The sequence below is a fragment of the Pseudoalteromonas sp. MMG012 genome, from assembly GCF_018100875.1.
GTDB classification, from domain to species: Bacteria; Pseudomonadota; Gammaproteobacteria; order Enterobacterales; family Alteromonadaceae; genus Pseudoalteromonas; species Pseudoalteromonas aurantia.
In genome coordinates, this window is record NZ_JAGJEF010000011.1 from 50,847 (window position 1) to 63,398 (window position 12,552).

Consider the following 12,552-nt stretch of genomic DNA (forward strand, 5'->3'; position numbering starts at 1 on the left):
TGAGGATAATTGTAATGACTTGCTACCCTGATATTTCTACTTATTTAAACTGGCGGTATGCGGTGCGTCAGTTTTCAGATAAAAAAGTGTCTCAACAGTGTTTGGCTCAGTTGCTTACGATGACGGGTTTAAGTGCGTCTTCTTATGGACTACAGCCTTATAAAATTATCGTGATTGAAAACCCCGCATTAAAGAAAACATTGGTTGCTCATAGCTGTGGGCAAGAAAAAGTTTCTACTAACAGTCACCTATTGATATTTGCTGCGGATATGTCTGATATACGCACTATGATACAACACTATTTCTCGGTGTTTTCACACGTCAGTACAATATCAGCGCCGAAAATGAAGGTAATGGAAGAAAATATGCGTGATGCACTGACCGCAATGACGGCTGAACAACAATTTCATTGGGCAAGTCAGCAGGTAAATATTGCGTTAGGGACATTCCTTGTATCGGCTGCAAGTTTGGGGGTCGATAGCTGTCCAGTTGGGGGCATTGACACAAAAGCGTATGACGATGTTTTAAAACTAGGTGAGCAGCACCTTAAAACAGTACTTGCTTGCCCGATAGGTTACCGCCATAGAAACGATCAAAGTGCTGATGCAGTAAAAGTAAGAAAGCCATTGAGTGAGCTGGTGCTCAATATTACATCATGATGTATGTTTTACTTGCGTGCATTGCTGGTGCGGCGATTGCTTTTCAGGCCAGTATGAACGCGCAACTTGGTGTTTTGCTCAAAAGCCCATTATTGGCAACTACCACGGCTTTTTTTGTCAGTGGATGCTACGCAATGGTGGTTTATCTCTCAACTGAACGACCTGTAATTGACCTGCAAACTGCAACAAAAGTGCCTTGGTATTTATGGACGGTGGGCGGGCTGTTTAGTGTGATTGGTGTTGGCTTAAGTTACTATTTAATACCAAAAATGGGTATTGGAAATCTCATGTCTTTGGTTTTAACTGGGCAACTATTAATGGCCATGATGATTAATCATTTTGGGTGGTTCCATACAGAACCCCTACCAATAACAACCACAAAAGTATTGGGGATTCTAGCTTTGCTAGTGGGTATTTATTTAGTTAATAAAGGGAAAGGGTATGCGTAATTTTTATCTTAAAGAAAACATTCAAAATTTACTGTCATTGTGGCATTGCTATGGTGATGTATCAAAACACCAAAACTTGCGTATTCACGGTCAGTGGCCTCATAAAGTATGGCATGAGCCACTGCTCTTTGATGAACCGGCTAATGTGATCAGGGGATATAAGCGTGATAAACCGCGAGAAAAAAGGGGGTTGGTTTTGATACTAAAAGAAAGCCGGACTCAAATGAGGTATCTGTGTTGGTGGTAATGCATAAATTACTTTTAGACGATGTTGATATTGGCGATGATAACACGATAAAGATCCTATCAAGTGAGAGTGAGCTAGATCTATGGTTGTCCCTAGGCAGTGCTGGGTTTGGCTATAAAATTGATAAAGCACCAATTGCAAGAGCGTTTATTGATAGCCGCTCTAAGTTTTATTTTATTCTAAACGAAGGCGAGCCGGTGGGGGCTGTATTAACTTGGGCTCAAGGACATGATGTAGGCATACATCAAATGACGATTACACAAGCCGGCCGAGGTCGGGGGTTGGCAGGTAAGGCGCTATTGCAGCTAGAAAAGCAAGCAAGGGGGAGTAGCGCTAAGTCTATGTCATTACAGGCATCAAAAAAGGGGCTAAAAATTTATGAAAGTCTTGGTTTTGTGCCCCTAGGGTTTCTATCAAGTTATTTATAGATAGTGAGGTCGGTCTCTTCAAACTCACAGACACTCGTTATAGCAGGGTGTTTTGCTAGGCGTTTTAAGTAACGGTTTAAGTTTGCAAAACTTAAAGGAGGCTTCGTTATCTCGTCTGCCCATATGCATAACATAAACATGTAACAGTCACATACAGTGAATTGGTCATTAATGAGATAATCACTTTCGCCAACTTTATGGTCTAAAATAGCTAAAGCATCACTGATCCGGGTTTGTTGTGTTTTTATTATATCGTCATACATAATGGCATTTTGTGTATGGCGTTCTGGGTAGAAGTACACCATTAACTCATTCTGCAGTGTACCGGTTAAATACATGAGCCACTGATAAAACGCCGCTTTGGCTTGAGGGCCTTCAGGGATCAAGTGCTTTTCTGGGTGCTTTTCGCATAAGTACAGGCATATTGCTGCACTTTCACATAATACAAAGTCATCATCTACTAAGGTGGGTATTCGTCCTGTTGGATTCAAGCGTAAGTATTGTGCCGATTTTTGTGCAACTTTTTTTCTGTCAACGAGTTCAAGCTGAAATGGTACATCTAAAGCTTTTAAAACAAAATGAGGGGCAAGACTGGCATTACGAGGATAATAAAAAAGTGTATACATAAATTACCTTTGTGATTTGTTTAAGCGTTTCATATGAAACCTAAGCTCCTTTTTGGCAATTTCTAACTTTCAACTTTAGGCTAGCAATTACCATTTAACAAATAATTACGTTCTCCTTCACGCTTTTTGTATCAACAACTATGTACTTAACCCCAGCTCTGGATAAGCGAATTTGCCCAATAAAGCTATTTTTCTCACTCTCAGCGTTGCTTTCATTTGTAATAGCCCGCTATTACTGCATAAAAGCGCCTTGATATTGAACAAATATCATCATTGGATTGTACGTAAGTTGGTTTTCAAAACATTTTCTATTCCAAAACCCTTATCCAAACCTGAGGTTACTTAAATAAAAAATGCCAGCAAAGCTGGCATTTTTTTATAGTGTATTACGGTGTGTAATAAATAGGGGAGTTGGGTCCAACTGGGAAACCAAATCCAAACACCCAAATATAAAACAACGCGACCCAACCAATTAAGAAAAACATGCTGTAAGGCAACATAGTTGCTACTAATGTGCCAATACCCATGTCTTTCTTATATTTGGTGGCGACTGCCAATATTAAGCCAAAATAACTCATCATCGGTGTGATTAGGTTAGTTACTGAATCACCAATTCGATAAGCTGCTTGAATTGTTTCAGGAGCATAGCCGATGAGCATGAGCATAGGCACAAAAATGGGGGCTGTTACGGCCCATTGTGCCGACGAAGAACCTAAAGTTAAGTTAACTAAGGCACACATGAGTATGAACAATACAAATACTTCAGGACCGGTTAAATGCAGCGCCTGTAGTAAGGCTGCGCCATTGATTGCTAAAATAGTGCCTAAGTTTGTCCACTTAAAAAAGGCAACGAATTGTGCTGCAAAGAACACAAGTACAATGTACATTCCCATTGAGCTCATTGATTTACTCATTGCATCAATGACATCACGGTCGTTCTTCATAGTGCCAACAACGCGACCATACACAAAACCTGGAATGGCAAACGTAACAAAAATGAATACAACAATGCCTTTTAAGAAAGGAGAGCCTGCGACTGCTCCTGTTTCAGGATGACGTAAAATGCCGTTTTCAGGTACGATTGTCAGTGCCAATAGTGCAGAAACAACGAGTAAAGAGACACCTGCCCACTTTAATCCTGAACGTTCTTTATCTGACAAATGATCGATATTATTTTCATTTAAATCGATACTAGCCTCTTCAGGGTTGTACTTTCCTAATCGAGGTTCGACGATTTTTTCTGTGACTAAGGTACCAACAATAGCGATTAAAAATACCGATATCATCATGAAGTACCAGTTGGCTTCAGGGCCAACTTGGTAGGTCGGATCAATCATTTGTGCTGCAGGCGTTGTGATCCCAGCTAGCAGTGGATCAATTGTACCGAGCAGCAAGTTTGCGCTATAACCGCCGGACACCCCTGCAAATGCAGCAGCCAAACCAGCTAATGGGTGGCGACCTAAGCTATGGAAGATCATCGCAGCCAAAGGAATAAGGACAACATACCCTAACTCTGACGCTGTATTTGATAAGATTGCTGCGAATACGACCATGAAAGTCACAAGTCGTTTTGAAGCGCCCATGACCATGCCACGCATGGCAGCAGATAACATCCCTGAGTGCTCAGCAACACTGACGCCAAGTAGAGCGACCAGCACGGTTCCAAGAGGCGCGAAACCCGTAAAGTTGGTTACAAGGCCGGTGACAATTTTTTGAAGACCTTCGGCACTGAGTAAGCTGACGACTTCGATAATACCATCTGGATCACGACCTTTGGCTCCTTCTGGGCGAGGGTCTATGGCGCTGAGCCCAAACCAGTCGGCAATGCCACTGAATACCACAATGGCCACACAGAACATTGCGAATAAAGTGATTGGATGGGGAAGCATATTACCCAAAAACTCAACGGTGGCTAAAAAACGGTTAAACCAACCTTTTGGTTGTTGAGGGTTATCATCCTTTTGAGCTGTTGTCTCTACTGCATTTGACATAGCTGAATTTCTCAAGTGTAAAAATTGGCGATAAGGTATCACTTTTTATTGCGTGGGTCATTTAGATACGGTGATTTATGTCATTAATGCGTTAAAAAGTTAAGTAATTAAATACGCCAGCATTAAGTTCCAACACATTGCTATGTTAAGTCTGTAGAGGTCTGCTTTGTGTTAAGTCACAATGTGTTCAACGCTTGCGAGTGAGAGTGAGGCAGCTTTACTCATGGGTCGTAACCACCCCCTTAAACAGCAATGGATAGAGGCGAATCCGGTTGCCAATATAATCGTTAGCGCTAATTTGATTACATATTCTTTGTATGTCATTGTCTAATGCGAGGACCCACTCAATGCGTTCTATAGCAAGTAAAAAGCCACGTTTTAAATAAACCTGAGTTTTATAGTATTCACAGTTTGCTTTGATAATGCGCAATTTTTCCGGTTTTACCCTTAATTCGTTGAGCACACTGTTTAGGTAGTCACAAGGAGGAGTATTTAACCTCAGGTTTGGATAAGGGTTTTGGAATAGAAAATGTTTTGAAAACAAACTTACGTACAATCCAATGATGATATTTTTTTCAATATCAAGGCGCTTTTATGCAGTAATAGCGGGCTATTACAAATGAAAGCAACGCTGAGAGTGAGAAAAATAGCTTTATTGGGCAAATTCGTTTATCCAGAGCTGAGGTTACTTATTCTAAGGCGTGATAAGCGTCCTCGTGCGGGTCGTTTTTGATACATAGGTTTAGCCTTGATTAAGATAACGCGAGCGTATCTAGGTACTTAACTTTTTCTAAGAAGGCGTGCTTTTGGCGTTCATGTTGATACTCTAGGTGATATGTATTGTGAAAACCATAGCGCATCAAGACACCACAGCCTTTTAAGTAAATGGTATATCCATCAAAATCAGAAAACGCGACGAGACCATGCGCGTGCTTCTGGTCATTATTTTGTACGCCATGCTTTTGAATAAACTCGTAGACACGTAATATCGTTTTGCTGTCGATGTCATTTTTCATATTCACCTCTTCTACTGTTCATACGTGTTAGAACTCAGGTACGATTAATGTAATCTTAGTTTTCGTTCTTTTTATATGAAAATCCAATTTTTAGGTACTTCTTCAGGAAGTCCGAGTGTATTTAGAAATGTGTCGGCGACAGCCATTGGCTTTGATAAATCAAAAGAGTGGCTATTAGTTGATTGTGGTGAAGGCTCGCAGCATCAGGTCCTCAAAAGTCAATATACCGCGTATCACTTGGGCACAATTTGTATCACACATACACATGGCGACCATTGCTATGGTTTACCGGGTTTATTGGCATCTATGTCTATGAGCGGTCGAAAAGCGGCCGTAAATCTTGTTGCGCCAAAACAAGTAATCGAGTTTGTACATAACGCAATACAGTTAACGGATTTATCACTCGGATTTGATTTGCATACCCATATCATTGAGGCGCTAAACAATAAGCTTGATTTTGATGATTTCGCTATTGAAATTATTAAGTTACAACATAGGGTCCCGAGTTATGGCTTTAAAATCACTGAAAAATGTATTCCCAATAAATTAAGGTTCAATAAGCTAACTCAGCAAGGTATTCCATCGGGGCCCCATTTTAATCAATTACAGCGAGGCTTCGATGTTAATTTTTCAGGAAAGTTACTGAGCGCTAAAGAATATACGTACCCAAGCTGGCGGCCTCGCGTAATAATTGTATGTGGAGATAATGAAAAACCGGCACTATTGAAACCATACATAGTAGGTGTTGATGTGGTGGTGCATGAAGCGACATTTACGCAGTCCGACTTACATAAGGTAGGCATACATACGGGTCACTCGGATGCAAAAAGAGTCGCAGAATTTGCACAGCAATGCCAAATTCCACTGCTTGTGCTATTTCACTTTAGTGTGCGTTATCATGGGGTCGGTCAGTTAGATAAGTTGCGCCAAGAGGCGGCAACTTATTATGATGGGCAATTGCTATTGGCTGAAGATTTTGAGTCAGTCTCCGTTGCTAAGCATTTCAGCCAGCAATGAACAATCAACCTCTATTTGTTTTGCGTAAACGTGTGCTGCTCGAATTAAATGTGGTACATATTTGGGCAACGTATCGATACACTGTTGCTGGAAATTGAGCGAGCGCCGATCGCCTCGCATATGTGCCAGTGCTAATGTGTAACCACAGCTTTGCGCAAATTGCTGAAGTCCCTGCTTTTGAGCTGCACGCTTTCCTAAGCAAAAATCTTCAGGGTCTAGACCTACTCGGGCGTGATGACGAGACCGTACTAACCAGTTTTGTTGTTGCCATAGTGTATCGTCAAGTACGAGGTCAGGTCGACGTTGCATTTTACGTTGACAATTTACGGTAAGATGCGCGGCATTGAGTTCATTTATGGGGCTAAGTGAAGGGAAGTTATGTAAAGGTGCTGCACGACGCTGTTGTTTTACCTCAACAATGTGGCATAGATTTAATTGGCTTGCATCGCTGTTTACTTGCTTTGGACCCACAAGTAAATAGTAGCGACGCATATTATTTGAGCCAGTCCCTGCATTTAACCGTTCTACGCAATCCAATATTGTATCGTCAACATACGGTGAGAAATGTTTCATTAAATCACTCTTGTGCTGTTCTGGTATTGGCTCAAAGCGCTGTGGATTTGTTTTGAATCGAAGAGGTGCTTTAGTGAGGTCAAGTTCTTTTGCGAGTGTACTGCTCGTTAAAAAAGCTGCACCTCCAGCCATGCGCTGTAAACCCTTCTGCCAGCGTTTGTGCAATATGTGTTCTTTATCAAATTCAGTCAGTGCAGATTGATTATTCAGAGTGCCCTCGATAGAGCGAGCACATGCATGTAAATATTGGTCGAAAAAAGCCAATGCAGCAGAGTCAACTTGCTGTTCTGTAACGAGTGGTTTTTGTCGGAGTTTTAAATCATCGCTATTTTCTTGCAAGTTCTGACAATGCTTTTGGCTTAAATAGAGGCTGACTGTGAACCGGAACAAATCCCAAATCATATTGCCGATACAGGCATCATCAAAGTCATTAGGCGCAAATATTAAGGTGTCGCCATGAGAGCCTTCCTCGCTAATGAATCCAAAATTTCCAGTATGGCAATCACCTACAATATTCGTTAAAGGCAATGTGTACAGCGCCTGTGGTATATCGATTAATCCACACGCGATGTCTTGGTACATAAGAGCGGCACTACCACGGAAAAAGAAAAATGGGCTGCTCGCCATTTTTATATGTTTGTTGATCGAGTGTTCAGGGGTTACCTCATCGACCAGCTGCAGTTGTTCACGGATGGTGTTTTTTCTTATCATAATATGTCCTTTAACCGATGTTCTTAACTAAGAAATTAGCTGTTCTATACCGTAAAAAATACGGAACCATTGTGTATCCGCGTTCATTATTGTATTGCGGTATCTATGTTTAACTATATACCACTTTGATTTATATAGAGTTACCTTGAATCATCGGTAACATAGATAGACACGTTAGTCACGCTACCTCAGTATTATGACAATTATACGACGCTCAATACATGAGTGAGATCATGTTTGATTTAAGGAGTATTGACTGTCAAAAGCGCTACTGTTATCTGTTTAGCGTGAGCCATACAATAAACAGCGTTGCTTTTGATAAATGAGGAGGTAACTAAAAGTACTTTATATACTGCAAGCCAAGCTTCTGATGTTGCAGTTGACTTGTTTTTACACGGGACAAGCTGAGCGTAATTGAACTATTTTGAGATGGAAACCAACTGATATGCGTATCTAGAGAGTGATACTCATTTGTTTGCTTAGCTTTACCTGAGTTGACTTGATAACTAGCGATGAGCTTCAAATCACCAATAAGGTCGATGATCACACCCGATTTTGAGTTCACAAACCATTGCGAGTGTTTAATATCAGAAGTCAGTCCTGTGCCAATAAGTAAGAATCCAGAAATGTCTTTTGAGATATTCATAGTTTTACCGATGGCCCCAGATATTTCTAGTAATGAATCGTTGTCTAATAACTTATTATAAGACGGTCGATAACCGATATAGAACTCGCCCGATAACATAGGGAAATAGGGGTTATCTTTTCCGTAGCTTTTAACCGAGTAAATAGATAACTCTTCTATATTCACAGCGCCAGTGTCCAAATCAACCTCTAAAGTTGTGTTGCCCATCGTCAGTTCAGACTCACTAAGATATTGGCTATTGTCACCATGAATGTAATGCCCTGTAGGTAACCAATGAAGCTTAATTTTATCCGCGTTCTCCTCATTGCTATATGACAAACCAATACCAGAATCTTGTGGAGTTAAAGCTGGGTGCTTATAGTTTGAAAAATCGAGTCGGTCTGTCTTTTCATTCGGTAAATTGGTTATTTCAGGATTGTGTTTATGGGTACTTTTGTACGGTTTCGAATTTTCAATAACAGTGCGGGCATAATCGTAAACGAGAGGGCGTTTAAGTAGTGCTTTGTCAGCAATATGTTCAGGCTCTGATTGTAGAGCTTGATCAATGAGTTTCTTATCGGTTGGATCAATCGTATCGTTAAGTGCACTAAATAACCATATTGGGCTTGTAGAGACGTTTGTTTCAAGAACCATTTTATGCTTTAACACCGCTTTAACAATATCGGCAGGGCTAACAAAGATGCTACGTTCTGACATTATGTTTGGCTTGGCAAGAGCAAGTAACTCTAGTGTTAATGTTGCGCAATTAAATGACTGAAAATAGTATGTCATATTTATTTGATTTAATTCCCACAAGTGATATTGAATCAAGGTTTTTTGTGCACTGGAGAGGTCTAATTTAAATTGCCATAGGTTTCTAGACTCTGTATCTCGGTATTGGGCTTTGTCTTTATGAAATGGGCGTACTGAAAAAAAACCAGGCATGCCTTTTATTGTGCTGTCGACAATCAATTTCGCTGGGTTGAGAGTATCAATCTCGGTAAAATAGGCTAAAGAATGTTCGACTAAGTTACCTTTAAAGTTAACACCGCTCGCTTTTAAAAAAATATGCCCCATCATGCTAGATGCAGATGAAAGTACTTCAGACGCATAAACAACGTCTAACGCATCGAATGGCACATGGTTAATAAATTTTTGCAGTTCGGGGCAGTGTTCTATTTGAGCACCAGTTAATTGAATATTTAGAGCATTTGCAAGATAAGTCACACGAGCTGGAAATCGACACAGCGCAGCTTGTGAATCCGATTTTATGAGTGCTAATGTTTCGGTCAATTCGTTTGCTGCTGAATAATTAGGAAGACTTAAAAGGAAGTTAGCGTCGGTTATTTGTGCGTTATTGTGCCATGAGTGAATAAGGGTTAACCAAATTGGGGAGTTTGCTATACGGGTAATTTCGTTTGCCTCAGCTCTGGCCTGAGAAATGCAAATGGAAGAGATTAAAAAAGCTGCATGAATGCAGCTTTTTAGTGTATTACTTAACATGTACTTATTCAGGGTTACATTGTACTTCAACGTCAGAGTAATCCCACATTTTGCCTGTCGATGCATCTGTTGTTGAACCTAATACACCACCAATAAGAAGGTTTCCAAAAAATACAGGCGTTACTTTTTTGTCAATAACAGTAGATTTGTCGCAATTTCCACTGGTGCTATGCGCAACTTTATTTTTACCATCACGAAGAACGATGACAGTGCCTGGTGTCGTGATAATTTTGTCGTCTACACGTACTTCTACCGCTTTATTATTTGAAGAAGTTACATTGATCGTTTGTTGGTCTGAAGTCATTACACTGGCACAGCCAGAGAGTGTAAGGATTACTGTAGCAGACAATAGCGTTTTCATGAATTTTCCCTTAATTTCTTGTGATTTCTAACACTCATATTTTAGAGCGCAGGGAATGTACCTTATAATTCGTTTTTTTTCAATAACTGTGGGGCTTAATCGTAAATGTAAGTAAATGAATTATCAATATATACATACATGAAATGGATTTACGTTGTTGTTTTAAATTTGATTTTTAGTGTTTTTTTGAAGTGTGCTTTTATATTTTGGTCATATGGAAAGTGAGAGAAATTTATTTATTGTTGTTATTTAATTTAATGTTCATGTATTAACTCTATCGTTAAGGTATAAAGTGATTAAAAAGTAAGAGAGAACGAAGTACATTATGCTGGTTTATCTTTTTTCCTATAAACGTATCAATTTTCACGTACTATATGAATGTTTTCAATATAGTACGTGCATTGTATTTATCTGTTATCTGGCATTCGTACTTTCAAAGATTTTATCGGCAGATGCAGCTACGAAGCCGGTGTATAATTCACCGTCTGGTTTTGCATACCGTAGCGCAAACTCGTAAAAGCAGCTTGGAATTTTGAATTCTCCATCAGAAAACTGCACCGGGTGATGGTCAGCTAAAGTAGATGATTGCTCAAGAAGTACTTCTGGAGAGCCTTTGATTTCACCACCTGCAGTATTTAATTCAAACCCTGCATTCTTTAGATTCTGATTTACGGCATCAATTGTCGTGAAGTTATTCAAATAATTAATGCTTACGGTAAAGTGGTTAGCACGATATCCCCAAGCGGCCATCCATGCAGCATATTCACTTTCAGCAAGCAATGCTTGGTATGTGTCATGGCTTACTTGCCAATGAGTACCTGAATATAAGAAATTATCTGCTGTTACAGCATGTTCATCTATTTTTGCTACCATGTCTTTTACAGCTGCTTGTACTGTGTCAGAGCACTTTTCTACTAGCAGTTCTGAAATAAATACCTTCGGTTTAGTCGGATCTGAATGTTCATAGTGTTTGGCATACAGCTTCTTAGCTTCAAAATGGTATTCTCCACACTCTTTATAACCAACTGCGATAAAGTGTGCTGCGAGTTTTTCTAATCCCACTTTTTCCAGATTAAAGGTACGCAAAGCAATATGATCATTGATTACATCATCTTTTTGAGTTGAGCCAAGTAATTCGTGAACTTTGACTGCTGAAGGCGTCACTTCTAAATAGTTATTCCACAGGGATTGAAATAATTTGTCGACATTGTTGTGCATAATGGGGTCCTATATATTGCGATTGATATCGCGTTAAACTTGGTGCGAATTAAGCTCGACGCATCAAGGTTATAATTTAAATATTCTCACGCTATCACCAGAGGTTACATTCAGTGCGCTCGCTACGTTTGGATGTAAGTCTAGAGTGTTATTTTGCGGATGGTAAAGCGCTTCTTCAGTGAAAGTTGCTCTAAAGTCATTGAGCTTCTGATTGGAAATCGCCAAACTGCCGGTTCCGGTTGGCTCGCAGATATTCACTTTTGCCACAGATGAGTCTTGTACCGTTTGAATGTTGTGAAGTCTCGCTTCAACGGTGGGGCCTGCATCAAATAGGTCAACATAGCCTCGGTGTTCAAAACCTTCTTTTTCTAACAGGCGTAATGCTGGTTTAGTTTTTTCATGCACATTACCAATAACCGCTTGTGCTTTTTCGCTCAGTAAGTTGGCGTAAATAGGGTACTTTGGCATTAATTCGCTAATGAATACCTTTTCGCCAAGTCCTACTAAGTGGTCTGCTTGAGGGAATTCAATGCTGAAAAAATGTTCTTGTAGCCATTGCCAAAATGGAGAATGCCCATTTTCATCACTTACCCCTCGCATTTCAGCAATTACCGTATTACTAAACCGATCACTGTGATCCGCCATAAAAGTAAAACGCGAACGGCTTAAAAACCGACCTGCTAGGCCTTTACGATATGGCTCTCGTAAAAACAGAGTACATATTTCACTCGCGCCAGTGTAGTCATTACACATAGATAAAATATCAACCGTGTTATATACGCCAAGTGTTGGGGAGTGGTGTACTGTTTTACCTTGATGATAATGATACAGTGGAACCGTCATACCAACGGCGGCTTCGATGGCGGTTGTACCCATTATATCGCCTGTTTCGCTGTCTTCAAGAACAAATAAATACCCTTCGTCCTGCGGTGTAGATATCTGTTTTATAAAACTTTGCTCTGAGCGATTTATTTTTTCTCTGAGCATGTCATCATTCACAGGTAATGATGTGAAGCCATGTCCAGACTCTTCAGCTATTTGACGTAGTGCATCAAAATCAGTGCTTTTAATTGGTCTTAATATATGCATAGTGCAACCTTAGGGGCTCTGTTCAAGAGCCCCTAAATG

The 12,552-nt window shown here is 40.1% G+C and carries 14 protein-coding genes; 5 read left to right on the top strand and 9 right to left on the bottom strand.

Translation table 11 applies throughout. The features are described from left to right. Positions 1–14 precede the first annotated feature (14 nt). From J8L97_RS05965 to J8L97_RS05980, 4 genes are read left to right on the top strand one after another with little or no spacing between them, the layout of a single operon-like run. Complete coding sequence (locus tag J8L97_RS05965; RefSeq protein ID WP_211048229.1) at positions 15–659, top strand: NAD(P)H-dependent oxidoreductase; 645 nt, start codon at positions 15–17, stop codon at positions 657–659. Further along, positions 656–1,108 carry a DMT family transporter gene (locus tag J8L97_RS05970; RefSeq protein WP_211048230.1) on the top strand — a complete coding sequence of 151 codons (453 nt, stop codon included), beginning with the start codon at positions 656–658 and terminating at the stop codon, positions 1,106–1,108. Before J8L97_RS05965 ends, J8L97_RS05970 begins: the two co-directional genes overlap by 4 nt. Next, the gene (locus J8L97_RS05975; protein ID WP_211048231.1) at positions 1,101–1,355 is read left to right on the top strand and encodes a hypothetical protein; all 255 of its coding nucleotides are present in this window, start codon (positions 1,101–1,103) and stop codon (positions 1,353–1,355) included. The genes J8L97_RS05970 and J8L97_RS05975 overlap by 8 nt, the downstream gene beginning before the upstream one ends. Next, positions 1,355–1,783, top strand: a complete 429-nt coding sequence (locus J8L97_RS05980; RefSeq protein WP_211048232.1) for a GNAT family N-acetyltransferase — start codon at positions 1,355–1,357, stop codon at positions 1,781–1,783. Before J8L97_RS05975 ends, J8L97_RS05980 begins: the two co-directional genes overlap by 1 nt. Here J8L97_RS05980 and J8L97_RS05985 read toward each other — a convergent pair. The 4 genes from J8L97_RS05985 to J8L97_RS05995 form a co-directional block, all read right to left on the bottom strand. Continuing rightward, entirely contained in the window at positions 1,774–2,409 is a 636-nt protein-coding gene (locus J8L97_RS05985) for a glutathione S-transferase family protein (protein ID WP_211048233.1), read from the bottom strand. The two genes, J8L97_RS05980 and J8L97_RS05985, sit on opposite strands and share 10 nt — an antisense overlap. Before the next feature lie 386 nt (positions 2,410–2,795). Continuing rightward, positions 2,796–4,400 carry an AbgT family transporter gene (locus J8L97_RS05990; RefSeq protein WP_192510117.1) on the bottom strand — a complete coding sequence of 535 codons (1,605 nt, stop codon included), beginning with the start codon at positions 4,398–4,400 and terminating at the stop codon, positions 2,796–2,798. Between the two features lie 217 nt (positions 4,401–4,617). Further along, the gene (locus J8L97_RS23410) at positions 4,618–4,902 is read right to left on the bottom strand and encodes a hypothetical protein (RefSeq protein WP_247688552.1); all 285 of its coding nucleotides are present in this window, start codon (positions 4,900–4,902) and stop codon (positions 4,618–4,620) included. Between the two features lie 250 nt (positions 4,903–5,152). Next, a complete protein-coding gene (locus J8L97_RS05995; protein ID WP_211048234.1) occupies positions 5,153–5,416 on the bottom strand; it encodes a DUF3081 family protein in 264 nt (87 codons plus the stop codon). Positions 5,417–5,491: 75 nt separating this feature from the next. On the opposite strand from J8L97_RS05995, the gene J8L97_RS06000 reads away from it, so the two are divergent. Further along, positions 5,492–6,433 carry a ribonuclease Z gene (locus tag J8L97_RS06000; RefSeq protein ID WP_211048235.1) on the top strand — a complete coding sequence of 314 codons (942 nt, stop codon included), beginning with the start codon at positions 5,492–5,494 and terminating at the stop codon, positions 6,431–6,433. Here J8L97_RS06000 and J8L97_RS06005 read toward each other — a convergent pair. From J8L97_RS06005 to astA, 5 genes are all read right to left on the bottom strand, one after another. After that, positions 6,398–7,717, bottom strand: coding sequence for a DUF2252 family protein (locus J8L97_RS06005; protein WP_211048236.1), 1,320 nt, complete (start codon positions 7,715–7,717; stop codon positions 6,398–6,400). The genes J8L97_RS06000 and J8L97_RS06005 overlap by 36 nt on opposite strands. A 334-nt stretch (positions 7,718–8,051) precedes the next feature. Beyond that, positions 8,052–9,845, bottom strand: coding sequence for a DUF4105 domain-containing protein (locus J8L97_RS06010; RefSeq protein WP_211048237.1), 1,794 nt, complete (start codon positions 9,843–9,845; stop codon positions 8,052–8,054). Positions 9,846–9,849: 4 nt separating this feature from the next. Beyond that, positions 9,850–10,206 carry an adenosine deaminase gene (locus J8L97_RS06015; RefSeq protein ID WP_210994857.1) on the bottom strand — a complete coding sequence of 119 codons (357 nt, stop codon included), beginning with the start codon at positions 10,204–10,206 and terminating at the stop codon, positions 9,850–9,852. 414 nt (positions 10,207–10,620) lie between these two features. Next, entirely contained in the window at positions 10,621–11,424 is an 804-nt protein-coding gene (locus J8L97_RS06020; protein WP_210994858.1) for a DUF1338 domain-containing protein, read from the bottom strand. Between the two features lie 69 nt (positions 11,425–11,493). Then, entirely contained in the window at positions 11,494–12,513 is a 1,020-nt protein-coding gene (gene astA, locus J8L97_RS06025) for an arginine N-succinyltransferase (RefSeq protein ID WP_211048238.1), read from the bottom strand. Positions 12,514–12,552: the final 39 nt, after the last annotated feature.